13 protein-coding genes are annotated in these 16725 nt (G+C 41.6%); 10 read left to right on the top strand and 3 right to left on the bottom strand.

Features of this window, described 5'->3' with window-relative positions:
• The first annotated feature begins 88 nt into the window (after positions 1 to 88).
• The 10 genes from CWB85_RS05020 (at position 89) to CWB85_RS04975 (ending at position 11715) form a co-directional block, all read left to right on the top strand.
• Complete coding sequence (locus CWB85_RS05020; protein WP_016709506.1) at positions 89 to 1132, top strand: rod shape-determining protein; 1044 nt, start codon at positions 89 to 91, stop codon at positions 1130 to 1132.
• Entirely contained in the window at positions 1132 to 1974 is an 843-nt protein-coding gene (gene mreC, locus CWB85_RS05015; protein WP_016709505.1) for a rod shape-determining protein MreC, read from the top strand. Before CWB85_RS05020 ends, mreC begins: the two co-directional genes overlap by 1 nt.
• Positions 1967 to 2446 carry a rod shape-determining protein MreD gene (mreD, locus tag CWB85_RS05010; protein WP_016709504.1) on the top strand — a complete coding sequence of 160 codons (480 nt, stop codon included), beginning with the start codon at positions 1967 to 1969 and terminating at the stop codon, positions 2444 to 2446. The genes mreC and mreD overlap by 8 nt, the downstream gene beginning before the upstream one ends.
• Positions 2446 to 3015, top strand: a complete 570-nt coding sequence (locus tag CWB85_RS05005) for a Maf family protein (RefSeq protein WP_016709503.1) — start codon at positions 2446 to 2448, stop codon at positions 3013 to 3015. Before mreD ends, CWB85_RS05005 begins: the two co-directional genes overlap by 1 nt.
• Before the next feature lies 1 nt (position 3016).
• Positions 3017 to 4489 (top strand): ribonuclease G, encoded by a 1473-nt coding sequence (gene rng / locus CWB85_RS05000; RefSeq protein ID WP_016709502.1) that lies wholly within the window; start codon positions 3017 to 3019, stop codon positions 4487 to 4489.
• Complete coding sequence (locus CWB85_RS04995; RefSeq protein ID WP_138554294.1) at positions 4489 to 8334, top strand: YhdP family protein; 3846 nt, start codon at positions 4489 to 4491, stop codon at positions 8332 to 8334. The genes rng and CWB85_RS04995 overlap by 1 nt, the downstream gene beginning before the upstream one ends.
• Before the next feature lie 10 nt (positions 8335 to 8344).
• Entirely contained in the window at positions 8345 to 9154 is an 810-nt protein-coding gene (locus CWB85_RS04990) for a carbon-nitrogen hydrolase family protein (RefSeq protein ID WP_138554293.1), read from the top strand.
• Entirely contained in the window at positions 9151 to 10590 is a 1440-nt protein-coding gene (gene tldD / locus CWB85_RS04985) for a metalloprotease TldD (protein ID WP_016709499.1), read from the top strand. The genes CWB85_RS04990 and tldD overlap by 4 nt, the downstream gene beginning before the upstream one ends.
• A 277-nt stretch (positions 10591 to 10867) precedes the next feature.
• Positions 10868 to 11437 carry a DUF2799 domain-containing protein gene (locus CWB85_RS04980; protein WP_016709498.1) on the top strand — a complete coding sequence of 190 codons (570 nt, stop codon included), beginning with the start codon at positions 10868 to 10870 and terminating at the stop codon, positions 11435 to 11437.
• A 29-nt stretch (positions 11438 to 11466) separates the two neighbouring features.
• A complete protein-coding gene (locus CWB85_RS04975) occupies positions 11467 to 11715 on the top strand; it encodes a hypothetical protein (protein ID WP_016709497.1) in 249 nt (82 codons plus the stop codon).
• Between the two features lie 77 nt (positions 11716 to 11792).
• On the opposite strand, the gene CWB85_RS04970 is transcribed toward CWB85_RS04975, so the two are convergent.
• The 3 genes from CWB85_RS04970 to CWB85_RS04960 all read right to left on the bottom strand — a co-directional run bounded on the left by CWB85_RS04970 (position 11793) and on the right by CWB85_RS04960 (position 16010).
• Positions 11793 to 12641 (bottom strand): mechanosensitive ion channel domain-containing protein, encoded by an 849-nt coding sequence (locus CWB85_RS04970; RefSeq protein WP_016709496.1) that lies wholly within the window; start codon positions 12639 to 12641, stop codon positions 11793 to 11795.
• A gap of 115 nt (positions 12642 to 12756) precedes the next feature.
• Positions 12757 to 13488, bottom strand: coding sequence for a glutaredoxin family protein (locus CWB85_RS04965; protein ID WP_138554292.1), 732 nt, complete (start codon positions 13486 to 13488; stop codon positions 12757 to 12759).
• A gap of 455 nt (positions 13489 to 13943) precedes the next feature.
• Complete coding sequence (locus CWB85_RS04960; protein WP_138554291.1) at positions 13944 to 16010, bottom strand: agarase; 2067 nt, start codon at positions 16008 to 16010, stop codon at positions 13944 to 13946.
• Positions 16011 to 16725: the final 715 nt, after the last annotated feature.

The following is a 16725-nucleotide window of genomic DNA, read 5'->3' as shown; positions in this document are numbered from 1 at the left end:
GTAGCTACGCTTTTTATTGCTGAACTGGTTCAGCATGTTAAAGTGCATTAGCTAACATAAGAACGTTTTTCAAAGGTCATCCAGCCTCATGTTTAAAAAACTCCGTGGTATTTTTTCAAACGATCTATCGATCGACTTGGGTACAGCCAACACCCTCATTTATGTCAAAGACGAAGGCATTGTCCTTAATGAACCATCTGTCGTTGCGATCCGTCAAGAACGCGCTGGTGGTCCTAAAAGTGTAGCCTCTGTAGGCACTGAGGCGAAGCAAATGCTTGGCCGAACACCTGGTAATATTAAAGCTATTCGCCCGATGAAAGATGGTGTAATTGCTGACTTTTATGTAACTGAAAAAATGTTACAACACTTTATCAAGCAAGTGCATAACAATAACTTTATGCGTCCAAGCCCACGGGTTCTTATTTGTGTACCGTGTGGTGCAACGCAAGTAGAAAAACGTGCTATTCGTGAATCAGCAATGGGCGCGGGTGCTCGCGAAGTTTACTTAATTGAAGAGCCAATGGCTGCAGCTATTGGTGCTGGCTTACCTGTATCAGAAGCAACCGGCTCAATGGTTGTTGATATCGGTGGTGGTACAACTGAAGTTGCTATTATTTCACTTAACGGCGTAGTGTATTCATCATCGGTGCGTATCGGTGGTGATAAATTCGACGAAGCAATCATCAACTATGTGCGTCGTAATTTCGGTAGCTTAATTGGTGAAGCAACGGCTGAGAATATCAAGCACCAAATTGGTTCTGCATTTAAAACAGATGAGCCGATTGAAATTGAAGTGCGTGGTCGTAACCTTGCTGAAGGTGTGCCGCGTTCATTCACGCTAAACTCGCATGAAATCCTAGAAGCCTTACAAGAGCCATTAATGGGCATTGTCAGCGCTGTGATGGTTGCACTTGAGCAATCGCCGCCAGAGCTGGCATCAGATATTTCTGCTAAAGGTATGGTATTAACCGGCGGTGGTGCATTACTTAAAGATTTAGACCGTTTATTAATGGAAGAAACTGGTATACCTGTTGTGGTTGCTGACGATCCATTAACCTGTGTTGCACGTGGTGGCGGTAAAGCACTTGAGATGATAGATATGCACGGTGGTGACGTATTTAGTTACGACTAATGAAATTAATGTTTGGGCGTGCCATTTCTTTACAACTGCGGCTTTTCGTCGCAGTGGTATTGAGTGTTATGTTGATCGTCGGCGATCGCTATACCCAAGGTGGCACTACAGTACGCACGAGTTTAAATACCTTAGTGAGCCCGTTACTGTATTTAGCTAACTTGCCTTATGAAGTATTTAGCCTTGGCGCTAAAAGCTTGCACACGCGCGATCAACTACTGACAGAAAACGAAGCACTAAAGAAAAAACAATTACTGCAAAGTGAGCAGCTTCAGCAATATCAATTTTTAAGCAAAGAAAACCAAAAGCTTCGCGCTTTATTAGGGTCTTCTGCTAAACACTCAAATCGTAAGATAATCGCGCAAGTGCTTTCAGTGCACTCTAACCCTTATAGCCATCAAGTGGTGATCAACCGTGGCACTATTGATGGAATAAGTGAAGGGCAAGCGGTTATTGATGAAATGGGTGTTGTCGGGCAGCTTACTAAAGTTGGTTCAACAACCTCTCGTGTATTACTGATGACCGATACAACCCATGCCACACCGGTGCGTATTTTGCGTAATGATGTGCGTACTGTGGTTGAAGGCATTGGTAAAATTAATGCAGTGAAGCTCTCTCATGTTCCACACAGCTTAGATGTACGCATTGGCGATGTATTGGTGACATCGGGGCTAGGTGGTACGTTTCCTGAAGGTTACCCTGTGGCTGTGGTAACTGAAATTAATCGTGATGAAGGCCAGCCATTTGCACAAGTTTACGCAGAGCCAATTGCGCAGTTAGATCGGATCCGTTTACTTGTGATCTTATGGCGTAATCAGCAGGAAACTATTAGTAATGAATAGCCGCTACTTTTTGTTAATTGCCGTGAGCATCTTTTTCGCTTTGATCATGGCATTGGTGCCATTACCCTTTTCGTTTGAGCCCTTTCGTCCTGATTGGGTGTTATTAGTATTAATGTATTGGTCGTTAGCGGTACCACATCGACTAAATATTGGTACTGCTTGGGTGGTGGGGCTATTAATTGACTTGGCTACAGGTTCACCACTTGGGGTTAACTCACTGACGTATTCAATTTGTATTTTTGTCACTGCCAGTAACTTTCAAAAAATTCGTAACTTTTCAATTTGGCAGCAAGCAATACTCGTTGGCTTGTTTTTAACCTTGTATCATTTAATGCAGTTTTGGTTGAATCATTTTTTAATGGATGTTTATTTTAACCCGCAGTATTTATGGCCTGTCGTAACTGGCATGTTAAGTTGGCCTTGGATTTTCTTATTGTTACGTAAGTATCGTCGTCATTTCAGGATCAGATAATGCAAACCGCCATTTATTTAGCGTCAGCTTCCCCAAGGCGCAAAGAGTTGCTAACTCAGCTTGGCGTCCCATTCTCACAATTTAGTGTTGATGCTGATGAAAGCCCACTAGCAAATGAAACCCCGCTCGAACTTGTTGAGCGTTTAGCGCGTTTAAAAGCGCAAGCCGGGGTTGCAATGGGATACACAGATCGCCCAGTACTCGGTAGTGATACCGTTGTTGTTATTGATAACCAATCTCTTGGCAAACCGCGTGATAAAGCTGACTTTATGGCAACTCTAAAGCGTTTGTCAGGGCGCAGCCATGAAGTATTAACGGCCATTGCGTTTGCAACTGAACAACGAGTAATGAGCTGTGTTGTAACAACTCAAGTGAGCTTTAAAACACTCTCAGAACAAGAATTAGAAGCCTACTGGCAAAGTGGTGAGCCACAAGATAAAGCCGGAGGTTATGGCATTCAAGGATTAGGTGGGCGCTTTGTTACTCATATTTCGGGTAGCTATTTTGCGGTTGTCGGCTTACCTTTATATGAGTGCGAAAAATTATTAAGCGAATTCTTAAGTAGGTAACATGAGTATAGAATTACTGATCAACGTCACACCAAGTGAAAGCCGTGTTGCCCTGATTGAAAACGGTGTATTACAAGAAATTCAACTAGAACGTATTGGCAATTTAGGTATCGTCGGTAATATTTACCTTGGCAAAATAAGCCGCGTGCTGCCGGGGATGCAAGCTGCATTTGTTGATATAGGTTTAGATAAAGCGGCTTTTTTACATGCCTCTGATATCGTTAACAGCGCCTCGATTGTTGAAGGTGTTGACGAGCAACCCATCAAAAAAGTACAAGATATTCGCGAATTAGTTCGCCAAGGTCAGTACATTATGGTGCAAGTGGTTAAAGATCCACTTGGCACTAAAGGTGCGCGTTTAACCACAGATATCACAATCCCATCTCGTTACTTAGTCTTTATGCCTGATGCCACCCATGTTGGAGTCAGTCAGCGTATTGAAAGTGAAGAAGAGCGTGCGCGCTTAAAAAGCATTGTTGGTGAATATGGCGACGAAGACGGCAGCTTTATCGTTCGTACTGCTGCTGAAGGAGCCAGCGAAGCTGAGCTGCGCCACGATGCTGAGTTTTTAAAAAAACTTTGGAAAAAAATAGTCACGAAGCGCAAAAAAACCAGTAAAGAAAGTATTCTTCATGAAGATTTAACCTTAGCATTTCGCACTTTACGTGATTACGTAGGTGAAGACATGGAACGCATTCGGGTTGACTCAAAACTTACCTATGAAGAGTTGAAAAGCTTTACAGCAGAGTTTGTGCCTATTCTTTCTGAGGCATTAGAGTACTACCCAGGCGAGCGACCTATTTTTGATTTGTTTGATGTTGAAAACGAAATTCAAAAAGCGCTACATCGCAAAGTAACCTTAAAATCTGGCGGCTATTTAATTATCGATCAAACTGAGGCGATGACCACAGTTGATGTAAATACGGGGGCATTTGTAGGTCACCGCAATCTTGAAGAAACCATTTTTAACACTAACGTAGAAGCCACCTCAGCCATTGCTCGCCAACTTAGGCTACGCAATTTAGGTGGGATTATCATTATCGACTTTATTGATATGGTAAGCGAAGAACATAAACGTCGCGTATTGCATTCATTGGAATCTGCGTTAGCCAAAGACCGCGTTAAATCGAATATCAATGGCTTATCAGCACTGGGGTTAGTGGAAATGACCCGAAAGCGTACTCGTGAAAGTTTGGAGCATATTTTGTGTGACGTGTGTCCGGCTTGTTCTGGGCGTGGTTCGCAAAAAACAGTGGAAACGGTTTGTTATGAAATACTGCGTGAGATTGTACGCGTAAACCGCGCTTATGCTGCTGATAAATTTATGGTTTACGCAGCGCCTGCGGTTAGTGAAGCGCTATTGAATGATGAGTATCATAACCTTGCTGAGCTTGAATTATTTATTGGCAAGCAAGTCAGTATCCAAACCGAAAGTCTGTATAGTCAAGAACAGTTTGATGTGGTTATGATGTAATGAAAGCAAAGACGGTCTGTTTTTTTTGTATCCGCAAGTTATGGCAAATATGTGCCATAACACTGGTATTGCTGGCCGTTGTTGTTTCAGTTCTTAAATATACTCTACCGTATGCTAATGACTACAAAGGGGACATTGAAGACTACCTATTTGATAAGTTTGCCGTTAACTTATCGATTGGGGCTATTTCTGCCAGTTGGCATGGCAAAGGGCCTGCAATAGTATTGGAAGAGATAAGCTTTGAAGATAATAAAACCTCGCCTATTGCACTCACTATTGCCAAAGCCAGCCTTGAGCTAAACATATGGGAAACCATTAAAACTCGGCAATTAAAATCGAGTTACTTTGTGATCAACGGCTTTCATGCAAATGTTGATCTGCCAACTATGTTGGATTCAAAAAGTGGTGATGTATCGTTTGAACAAAAAGAGCTGATTGAAGGGTTATTTTTGGGTGAAACAGGGCATTTTGCCGTTGAAAATAGTAGCCTTAATTTTATGTTAGGCGACGGTAAAGAACGCCGTTTAATTCTAGAAAACATCGTTTGGCAAAACCAGCCTGAGCAACACTTAGGCAGCGGCACGCTCGCTGTACCGGGGATTTCAGTCGGCACCTTCGATGCGCGCTTGGCGCTGACAGGTTCAACTCTTGAGACCATGCTAGGCGATATTTATGTGCAAGCCAGTAATGTTGATGTCTCTAAATGGTTAGCGCAATACATAAATACCGAGAAAGAGCAGTTTAATTCAGATATCAACTTAGAGTCATGGTTAAGTATTGAGAATGGCTTGATCAAAGATGTTACGGTTAAATGGTTACCGAGTTTTATTCATTGGCAGCAAGATACAAAGAGCCACCAATTTAGTTTAAGTGAAGGGGGATTTGAGCTCTACCCATGGCAACAAGGTTGGCGGTTAAAGAGCTCTGGGCTTGCTATTTCCAATGATCAACAACAGTGGCCAGATTTTCAATTTGAAGCGCAGTTAGATAACAACCAGCAGCAATTTTGGCTGCAGCAGTTGGACTTTGAGCTAGTCACAAAACTGGCGCAACTTAGTGATTTTTCAGCTTTAGAGCCGCTATTAACTCGTCAGCCTAGCGGCCAAGTTGAGCATGCATATTTGCAATTTAGCTCTGCGCAGCAGTGGCAGTTATGGTTTGAAGCACAGCAGATAGGTTGGCTTGCTAAACAAGGCGTACCCGCAGTCCAAGGGGTATTGGTTGATGGCTTGATAAATCAAGATCGGGGTCGGATAAACCTGTTTGGTGAAAATAACGAACTACTGACCGGTGACACCTTTAGTCACCCTATTAAGTATAATCAGCTTAATATGCAAATTGATTTAGCCAATAGCGAACAAGGTTGGCAGATCAGCAGTGATAATATTTGGCTTGATAACGACGAAGTTACCCTTGCTGGCGAAATGAAGCTCAGCTTAGGCGAACAACCGCGACTTGATTTATACGCTGAAGCCTTTGCACCTGACGCTAGTATCGCCAGTCATTATTTCCCGCGGCCAGTAATGACAGCAAGCCTAGTTGATTACTTGACCGGAGCAATTAAAGGTGGCGAGCTTACTCTGGCGCAAGTGTTGTTTTCAGGACCATTAACCGGCTTTCCGTTTGCCGATAACTCAGGGCAGTTTGAGGTGTTAGCCCAAGTTGATAACGCACATTACCAGTTTACTCCTGATTGGCCTGCAGTAACTAAGGGTCGTGCAAAATTGCACTTTGAAAATCAGCGTATGGACATTTATTCTCAACAGGGGCAATTGGTCAATTTAGCTGTTGCTGATGCTGTGCATGTGAGTATTGCGGATTTGATGAATGCGGATGTGCTAAGCGTAAAAATTAACAAGCAGGCAGATGTGCAAAAGCTATTACCGTTTTTTAAAGCAACGCCAATTGCCGATCCATTAGCGAACGTGTTTGAGGTGATCCAAGGTAAGGGCAATGCCAGCGCTAATATTGAGCTACTTGTTGATTTGAATGAGCTTGATGTAAAAGCCAAAGGCACCGTTAATTTAAACAATCTGCCCGTGTATTTAGCACAGCCAGGACTTCAGCTGGAAGGTGTAACCGGTAAACTCTATTTTAATGATGATCAGATCACCTTAAAAAATGCGCAAGCCAATTGGTTAGGCATGCCACTAAAAGTAAACTTTCAGGGCAAAAGTATTGCACAAAACTACCGTGCCGATATAGATATAAAAGCGCTGCTGGATGCCGATACTTTAATTTCACATGGCCAAGGTTTATTAAAAGATTACCTGCATGGCGAAAGTGAAGTGGCGATTAATCTTGCGCTTAACTTTTTGACAGATGGTTTTAATTATCGCGCAAATGTGAGTTCGCAGCTACAAGGGTTGAGCAGTGAACTGCCTGCGCCTTATAGTAAAAAGGTTACTGAACCTTGGCCGCTAACTGCGGTTATTCAAGGCGATGAAATCTCTAATTTGATCACTGCAAATATTAATGAAAATTTATATTTCAACGGTATTTTAGTCAATAGCAGCGGCATATTTAGTAATGCGCACCTTATTTTAGGCGAACAAGATTTAGGGTTAAACCAACAAGACCTTAGTGTAGCCATTGATTTAGAGCAAACGGATTTATTACCTTGGCTTGACTTGATCCAGCAGATCATTACAGTTAGCCAAGTAGAATCGGATACACAAGGTGTATTGCCACCACTGAAAGAGGTTGTGGGCACGATACAGCAATTAACTGTAGCCGATATTGCCTTTCATGACTTTGAAATGCGTTTAGCACCTATTGCCAGTGATTTAAGCTTGCGCCTTAACGCTAAAGAGCTTCGCTCGCAGGTGCTGATACCACTAGATAAATCAAGTCGACCAATTCATATTGCTAGTGATTATTTACGGGTTAATTTTATGCCCACCACGGATGAATTACCCCCATCTGACACAGAGCAAGATTACAGCTGGCTAAGTGACTTACCCGCCATTGAGTTTGAATGTGCTGACTGTAAAGTTGCCACTTACCAACTCGATAAAGTGAGTGCATCACTTTATGGTGACGGCCATAAACTCACCGTGTCCGAATTAGTGGTTGATAAAGGTGAGCATATATTGCGAGCAAGAGGGCAATGGCAAAAAGGCACGAGCCAGTTTAATGGCAATATGCAAAGCGACGATATTGGCGAGCTGTTTGATGAATTTGATATCACCACCACTGTAAAAGATTCTACCGCTGACATTAAATTTAACCTTGCGTGGCAAGACGCGCCTTATTTATTTGATATAGCTAGCTTGTCAGGGGAGTTAGATTGGCGTTTAGGTGAAGGGCATTTAGCTGAGATCAGCGACGGTGGGGCACGGGTGTTTTCGTTACTTAGCCTTGACTCTCTAGTGCGAAAACTAAAACTCGATTTTAGGGATGTGTTTTCAAAAGGTTTTTTCTATAACAGCCTACAAGGAACGATGCAGTTAGATAAAGGGGTAGCGTACACGCAAGACACCAAAATGGATGGCGTACCGGCGGATTTAACGATTAAAGGCCACACTAACCTCAATACTATGGAAATTGATTACGACTTAGCTGTGGCGCCGCAAGTGACCTCAAGTATTCCTGTGATTGTTGCTTGGATGGTTAATCCTGTGACGGGGTTAGCTGCGCTGGCGATTGATAAGGTGATTCATTCCGCGCGGGTTATTTCAGAAATAAACTTTAAAGTGACGGGCAGTATGAACGATCCTGTTGTACAAGAAGTTGATCGTAAAAGTCGCGAAGTGACTATTCCACAAGCTGCACAAAATCAACCTCAAGCATCTACATCAGATGAGTTAACACTCAAAGATGCCGCTGTTACAGCCACGCAGTAAGGAGTAAGCCATGATAGTTGCATTACAAATGTGCTCAGGGTTGTCTGCTGATGCCAATATCGAGCAGTTTACGCAGCAGCTACAACAACTGCCAGCAACCAGACCATTACTTGTTTGTTTACCTGAAAGCTTTTTAGTATTTAGTAAAAGTGGTCAACAAACGCTTGCCATTGCTAAGCAAATTGATATGTATCTTCAGCAATTAAGTAACTTATGTCGTCAGTACGATATTTGGCTTGCAGCAGGCACTATACCTATAGCCACTGAGCACGACAAATATTTTGCTGCCTCTTTGCTTTTTAATAATCAAGGTGACGTAGTCGCCCAATACAACAAGATGCATTTATTTGATGTAGATGTGGCGGACGGTACGGGGGCGTATCGTGAGTCACACTTTACGCAAGCGGGCAATGATATCGTTGTAGTGGATTCGCCGTTTGGTAAAATAGGCTTAACAGTATGTTATGATCTGCGCTTTAGTGGCCTATTTAGTGCCTTGCAACGTGCAGGGGCTGAAATCATTTTAGTGCCCAGCGCTTTTACTACGGTAACCGGCGCCGCTCATTGGCAGCCGTTACTCACAGCGCGGGCAATAGAGACCCAAAGTTATGTGATTGCCGCTGCCCAAGCGGGGCTGCATGAAAATGGTCGTACAACGTATGGCCACAGTATTATTATTTCTCCTTGGGGCGATGTCCTCAGCGAGCTTGCAAATGGCACAGGGTTTATTGGCTGTCAGCCAGATTTAAACCGCTTGCACGCCATTCGTCGAGATATGCCAGTGCAATCTCACCAACGATTTAGAGAGCATTTATTATGAATTCGGTTGAACAGCATTTACTACACGACAGCCAGCTAAATCGAGAAGAACTCGAAAAAACGCTCGGTTTTATTCATCAACATAACGTTGATTACGCAGATCTTTATTTTCAATCAAGTCACCACGAATCATGGGTGCTTGAAGACGGTTTAGTTAAAGAAGGCTCTTACAACGTTGAGCGCGGTGTTGGAGTACGCGCCGTTAGCGGTGAAAAAACCGGTTTTTCATACTCTGACGCAATTAACCTCGAAGCCCTAAATAAGGCGGCAACCGCAGCACGTAGCATTGCCGAAGCAGGCGAAAGCAAAGCGATTCAAGTATTTAGTGATGTAGCAGCAAAACAACAATTTGCCCCGTTACAACCTATTCAAAGTATGAGCGATACCGACAAAGTAAGTTTATTACGCGAGCTTGAGAACTATATTCGCGAACTAGCCCCTGATGCAGAGCAAGTGATCAGTTCAATGTCAGCGGTCTATGAAGAAGTATTAATAGCGGCCAGTGATGGTACATTTGCCACCGATATCCGTCCGTTAATCCGCTTAAACTGCTCGGTATTACTAGAGAAAAATGGCCGTCGCGAACGCGGTGGTGCAGGTGGTGGCGCGCGTTTAGATTATGGTTATTTTAAAGAGTTAGTTGATGGCAAACCACGTTGGATGGAATACGCTGAAGAGGCGGTACGCCAAGCTAAAGTAAACCTTGAGGCGGTTGATGCACCGGCTGGGACGATGGAAGTCGTACTTGGTGCAGGCTGGCCGGGGGTATTACTGCATGAGGCCGTAGGCCACGGTCTTGAAGGTGACTTTAACCGCAAAGGTGCCTCTGCGTTTAGTGGTAAGGTGGGCGAAAAAGTGGCATCTGAGCTATGTACAGTGGTTGATGATGGCACTATTGCCGATCGTCGTGGTTCATTAAATGTTGATGATGAAGGCACGCCAGCAGCCTATAACGTTCTAATCGAAAACGGTATTTTAAAAGGCTACATGCAAGATAAAATGAATGCCCGTTTGATGGGCGTTAACCCAACAGGTAACGCACGCCGTGAATCATACGCCCATTTACCGATGCCGCGCATGACCAACACTTATATGTTAGGCGGTGAGCACAGCCAAGCCGATATTATCAGCACCGTTAAAAAAGGTATTTTTGCGCCTAACTTTGGTGGCGGCCAAGTGGATATCACTTCAGGTAAATTTGTATTCAGTGCCTCTGAAGCTTATTTAATCGAAAATGGCAAAATTACGCAGCCAATCAAAGGTGCCACCTTAATTGGTAACGGTCCTGAGGTTATGCAGCAAATCTCTATGGTAGGTAATGATTTAGCGCTTGATAAAGGCGTAGGCGTATGTGGTAAAGATGGCCAAAGCGTCCCTGTAGGCGTTGGTCAGCCAAGCCTGAAAATAGATAACCTAACAGTGGGTGGTACAGCTTAATTTTTATAACGGCCAAACGCGATAAATAAAACCTTGAAAGTGCATACTCTCAAGGTTTTTTTATTGGACTCTATTTACCTTCAGAGGTTAAATTTGCTGCTGAAAAGTCTATAAATGCGACTATTTGTTGTACTTCCAGACGTTGGCCTTTAAGTTGTAAAGGTGAAGAGCGATGGTGAAACCATAAAATATCTAGTTACATTTTTATTGTTCACTTTACCTAAATGCTAATACAAAATGGGTACTCTATTAACCCCCTGATATATTAGGAAATAAAATGCCTTATCGGTTTTTACTTTTGTTGTTGTTTATTTTGCTATCAGGGTGTACTTCTTTATCTCAACAAGAGTGTGCACAAGCTAATTGGCGGGAGCTTGGTTATAGCCATGGTCAACAAGGCTACACATATGAGCGGGGAAAGGAAATTATATCCGCTTGTCGTGAATTTGGTATAACTGCACAGTTAAATGAGTATCAAGCTAGTTATCAGCAAGGCCTTGCGGTGTATTGTGAGCCTGAGAACGGCTTCACATTGGGCATACGCGGCGAATCATATAATGGTGTTTGTAACAGCTCGCAGTTTAGAAAAGCATGGCAAGAGGGGAATGATCGTTATCAACTTGAGGAAAGAAAAACTGAAATAGAGCAGCGGCTTGATGAAATAAATTGGCGTCTTAATACCATTAGGGATGAGTTAAGTGCCGAAACAGTTGGCAGTAATAAACGTAAAGAGCTGCACAGGGAGCGAGAAATGTTAGATGATGAGCGTGATGATTTAATAAGAGAAAGATCGCTGTTGCCATTACTTAACAAGCTTCCCTCAGTGCATTTTGAATATGAATTATAATTTACTAAAGTAGCTTTACAGGGGATGTTATGAAATTTTTATCCGTTTTAACGGTGTTTTTACTCTTAGCCGGGTGTGCATCACAAGAAATAAAAGATGGCCATAGCAATGAGGTGTATGCAGAGCATGAGTGCCTAGGTGGTGAAGTCGAAACAGATTATAACTACACCATTTTTAGCACCGACAAAGATGAGGCAAATAAAAGTACAGTGCAAACCCATTGTCAGCCAGTGAAAACTGAAACTGAGTTTGAACGAGATCTTAGAACAGGTGGCTAACATTAACAGCTTGGCTCACTTACTTTTAATCAAGTGAGTCAAGCTGTACCGTATAGTGGTAAGCTTAAACTATTAGCTTAAGTCGTTTTGTTATGTGAGGTGTTACTGCTTTCTTGTTTTGCAGCTTCGCTGTACCAAAGCTGCATAAAATACTCGGTTAGCTTATGTTCTATTTCAAGCGCTTTTTCAGTTGGGCAGAATAACGTAAAGCTGGCTTTAAACTCACCTAAATCAGTGGTACTAAAGTGTATCTCTGGCTCTGGACCGGAAATTTTAGCATCTAACTTTCTTTCAATAATCGAGTTATAGCGTCCTGCTACATCTTGGAACTCTTCACAGCATTGCTTTGCCTTATCACTTAAAGTGGTATAGATAGGGTAAGGATTAAAGCTTTCCTTACGCACAATACTAAAGTGGTGTGTGGTAAAACGTTTTACAAAGTTTAGGTTTTTAATTGGGCTAGTGATCAGCTTATTATTAGGGATATAAATAGTCTTACGGGAAAACTGATAGGTATGCATATCAATTTCATGCATAGTGGTTTTGATCCAATCGGTTTCTGCTATTTCACCATAATATTCACCAACCTGCACCCAATCGCCAACCCGAAATGGGCGCGTGGTAACTAAATAGATAAAGCCAATTACACACTGAATAAACTCTCGGGTTGCAAATACAATAGCCACCGCAAATGCCGCGATCGACAGCGCAAAGTTCTGAATTTCAGTAGACCAAACGAATAACAGTAAAAGCACAGTTACTAAGTTAATAAAGTGCTTAATATTGTGCGAAATATAGCGAATATCTTTTTCTTTTTTCTGTGCTTTATGTCGTGCAAACCTATCAACCAGTGCTTTAAGGCTAAAGGCAATGGTGATCACGACTAATGAAATAAGTACCGGGTGGAGCAGTAGATCTTTGTTCATAAATTCCTAATTGATGAAGCGTTAATAAAAAATAACACCACGCCATACTAGCGAAATTTTGCTGCTTTAACCATGATAGAGCTGCAATAAAGTGGCAAAACTATTTTATGTTTTATCAACTAGCTAGCATCCAAATACCTGCGGTTATCATAAATAGGTTTTCGGTTAATGAGATAAAACCTAGTGGTACATTACTGTCCCCCCCCACACAGGCACATTTAAGATCTCGCTTATCAATATACACCGCTTTAAATACTGACACTGCGCCAATACCGCCGATAAATAACGAGAACGGCGCCACAGCTAAGGCTGGTAATTTGGCTACCATACCAATGGCAACATAGGCTTCTATAAAAGGATAAACATACGCATAAGGCACCACGCGCATGGCAAGTAAGTCATAGGTAATAAATGAGTTTGAGAAGCTGTATAAGTCTTGCAGCTTTTGAATGGCTAAAACAGCCATCGATAGTGCAACAAACAACATTAGATTTTGCATTGATAATAAAGCGTCGCCGCTGGCAAAACTAAACCCGCAGCTGAGTAATAGAGTGACTGCAAAAATGGCTAACACCGGCGTGTAACTTGTGCCCTGTTGACCCGCATCAGAAAGGTTGAAAAAATCGCGCAAGTCATAGTACCCGCCAATACGTTTATCATCAATAAAGGTTTGTGGCGTAGTTTTTACATCATGCTGCTGTTTGAAGTCATCAGTTTGCTCGCGGCTGGTAAGGTGGCGATCATCAACATCGTAACCATTACGCGCTAGTAAATCTTTTGATTTTAAGCCGAACGGGCAAATATGCTCCTTAGTTACCATGCGATATAAAATTGCAGACTTAGACACAGTGCCTCCTTGTAAAAATGCCTTGTTTACTGCGTAATAATTGCTTAATTACACAGCAAGCAAGGGCAAATTGTTGCGATAACTGAATACTTACAAGGTTTGTGCCAGCACTGTTTATAACTTAGTTATTGTTAAAACTGCATGCATCACCGGGTCGCACCTGCAAAGTAGCTAACGTTTTTATTCTTTTGACCGAGTTTAGCAACTCACCATCATTTCGTAATCATGGATGTAAAAAACCTCGTGGCAATACTATTCTAATTAGATGCTGGTACATTTAGCGCTGAAGAGGAGGAACTTCGTTTTCAGGTAAAGTTTAAAAGGGACGCTACTTATCGAAAAAGTTCACTCAAGGTGGTAATTATAAAAGAGGTTTAGAGATCGCTTGAGCAAAACGATCTCTTTAAATAACGCTATTAAAAACAATGGGAAACCCTTAGGTTGACCCTTTGCTTTTAAAGTGAGCGTATAATTTCATCACTACTATTGACCACTTGCAAAGCTGCGCTTGTTACAAATCCACCAGCATCATTAAAGTTAATACGTATCCAATTGCTTTTTTGCAGTAAGTTGTGGGGTACTGGGATCTCTATTACACCAAAGAAGCTAGCACGTCCGTTGCGAGTTTTACCTTGTTTTTGGTCATATCCTCTAAAATCGGTTGGTACTTGCACTGGCACGCTATTCACTTTTACTATCGGAGTTAGCGATTTACCGTGAGCGCGACCGATACCTAAGCGTAAGACTGCTTCACCTTGTGCACCTACTTCTACATCTTGAATATTAAAAAACATATCAACATTCGCCCTTATTGGCTGCTTATAAGATGTGGCATAGTACTTATGTTGTTGATTAAATTTATCAATATTAATTTTATTGTGATAGGTAATCGTCATGATCTTGGTGCTTTCTTTTGGTAAAAATACGGTTCCAGGTACCGATGAAAGCGTTTTAGTATCTAATAGCGCATGGTTATTATTGTCATAAAGCAATGTTTTTATTTTAACGGATTTAACCGAATTTTCGTCGACGCCCAGCGCTTTTAATGAGACATCAGTATCTTGAAATTCCAAGCTCGTCATAATGATATGTGCTTTATTATTGCTTACATACGCATCGACCATAATATCAAGATCAGATGCCCAACTATCAACATGCACACCTTTTACATCAGACCACAATTGGAAGAATTTTACTAAATCAGTGTAAACCCAGTCGGTTCCCGTTTGCCCATATTTCTCAAACTCTTGTCTCATTAATCGATTTTCATAAGGGTAGCCCGTGTCAGTGTGGCGACCCCACTCAGCTTTAACTGGGATGAATGGAATTGCTTTCGCTATTACATCTGGACGTTCTAAAAACTGAGTTAATAGTGCGTTATAACCACGTAGCTTTTCGGCATCTCTGACATGTGTCCAAGGTTTGTTTCGCAAAGCATGCACTGACGCACCGTATTCTGAAATTAACAATGGTTTAGTTCGACCAAACTTAATGTTTGAGTATTGCTCCAACATATCTAATGTTGCTTCTACGTTACTACCGCGCCGATATTCTTCTCCACGAGGATGCGTAGGGAAGTCATACAAGTGAATAGAAAATACGTCCATATCGGCACCAGCCGTATCAATGAATAACTTGTCATTATTTTCCCAGCGTTCGAAATTATTCCAATCATAATTAGGGAAGGCAACGGTATAGCCTGCAACTTTGACATTTTTGTTTAATGTTTGATTATTAGTTTTGCGAACTTCTTTTGCGACACTTTTATGATATTTGAAAATATCAGCTATCGGAGCTTTATCTCGTCCGTTTTTAGGCGCAATATTTAAATCATACAGAGGTTCATTAACAACTTCTAAATAAGCTGGTTTTGGCGCTCCTGGGGCTGTATTTGTTTGTGCAAAATATTTTTGTAAAAATTGTCCCATGTAGTGGCCCGTTGCGGTACCAATTGGCTCTTGTTGAGTATTTTTTTGCGAAAATGACCAGTTACTATTACCTATATTGGTTCCGTCAGGGTAGTAAGGATGAACTTGTCCACCAACAATCATATCTTTAGATCTATTTTTAAAACGTCGGGCATTAACGAATTGATCTGCATTGCTATTTTTAAATAAGTTAATTGCAGCGTTGCCCTTGGCCGTTACAACAGATTCATCAACGAAACCTAAACGATTACTATCCTGCTTTTGAGCAAATAATTGATTTTTCATGTATCCCGTATCACGTCCAAAATACACATCATAGCCATTAATAAAGCTAGCAATTAAGTCGGGATTGGCGTTATTTCCTCTATTATCATGACCCCACTCATTTTCTGTTGGAGCGGAATGCAATGAAATAAATTTTTGACGGTCAAAGTTTTCAATATTACCAATACGGTGTTTAGTGTCTAAATTAACGTCAACAAAAACTTTATTTTCTGCAGCATGAGCCGTATAAAAACTACTGGAACTCGCTGCAAGCAACACTATTGCAGCTGCTTTTTGTTGAGACAATTTCTTACTATATTTATTTATCATTATAAAATTAACCTACCATTTTTGTTAAAAATATTTCAAACGTAGTGTTTATCTTTTTGTGTTAGAACAACATCAAATATAGCGTTTAGCACTCAGCACCAATCGGCATTGAGTAAAAAGGTTTAAATGATGTTCTGAAGTAAAATATCCATGTCGTCATTATTTATGAGCACAGACTCGTTAACTTAATCAATCAAACTAGGTGATTCTGGTTCATTATTGGCCTTGGCTATACAATATAGTACCTTTTTTCATTGTGTCAACTGTTAACAATTTACTAAAGTTGATGTTGGACAAGCTAGCGCTAGCAAGGCACTTTTTTAAACCTTCCTACTCTACTAATGGCGACAGATCGCTTGTTAATGTTGATTAAATGTTTACATGGTCAGTGTGGCGGCAGCGAGCTTGTCCTTGGATACACGTAGATTTACATGAGACAGGTGAGCAGCTTAGTGTAAATCGCGTTACGAAAATCATTCGCTAACACAATTTGCACTTTATATGAGCTACATAGGAAGTTGTGCAGTAGCCGATAACTGTTATATCACGCTTAAAATTCGCTATACGCGTACAGTTTGTGTTTAACCAATAAGCTTGAAGAAACTATTCGGCGTTAGAAGCTGATTAGGGCAGTTGGAAGGTCTAGTTTGAATAAAAAACCTTGCAGCATGAACAGCAAGGTTTTTAAATATTTGCCCGAAGCCCGAAGCCCGAA

The organism is Pseudoalteromonas sp. S1727, from assembly GCF_005886375.1.
Lineage (GTDB): Bacteria > Pseudomonadota > Gammaproteobacteria > Enterobacterales > Alteromonadaceae > Pseudoalteromonas > Pseudoalteromonas haloplanktis.
This window is presented reverse-complemented; position numbering and strand designations above follow the sequence as displayed.

Coding starts and splice junctions, on each gene's coding strand:
- CWB85_RS04970 (WP_016709496.1), bottom strand. CDS start 12,641: ATGAACAAAGATCTACTGCTCCACCCGGTACTTATTTCATTAGTCGTG.
- CWB85_RS04975 (WP_016709497.1), top strand. CDS start 11,467: ATGAAATTTTTATCCGTTTTAACGGTGTTTTTACTCTTAGCCGGGTGT.
- CWB85_RS04980 (WP_016709498.1), top strand. CDS start 10,868: ATGCCTTATCGGTTTTTACTTTTGTTGTTGTTTATTTTGCTATCAGGG.
- CWB85_RS05005 (WP_016709503.1), top strand. CDS start 2,446: ATGCAAACCGCCATTTATTTAGCGTCAGCTTCCCCAAGGCGCAAAGAG.
- CWB85_RS04960 (WP_138554291.1), bottom strand. CDS start 16,010: ATGATAAATAAATATAGTAAGAAATTGTCTCAACAAAAAGCAGCTGCA.
- CWB85_RS04995 (WP_138554294.1), top strand. CDS start 4,489: ATGAAAGCAAAGACGGTCTGTTTTTTTTGTATCCGCAAGTTATGGCAA.
- tldD (WP_016709499.1), top strand. CDS start 9,151: ATGAATTCGGTTGAACAGCATTTACTACACGACAGCCAGCTAAATCGA.
- CWB85_RS04990 (WP_138554293.1), top strand. CDS start 8,345: ATGATAGTTGCATTACAAATGTGCTCAGGGTTGTCTGCTGATGCCAAT.
- mreC (WP_016709505.1), top strand. CDS start 1,132: ATGAAATTAATGTTTGGGCGTGCCATTTCTTTACAACTGCGGCTTTTC.
- CWB85_RS05020 (WP_016709506.1), top strand. CDS start 89: ATGTTTAAAAAACTCCGTGGTATTTTTTCAAACGATCTATCGATCGAC.
- mreD (WP_016709504.1), top strand. CDS start 1,967: ATGAATAGCCGCTACTTTTTGTTAATTGCCGTGAGCATCTTTTTCGCT.
- rng (WP_016709502.1), top strand. CDS start 3,017: ATGAGTATAGAATTACTGATCAACGTCACACCAAGTGAAAGCCGTGTT.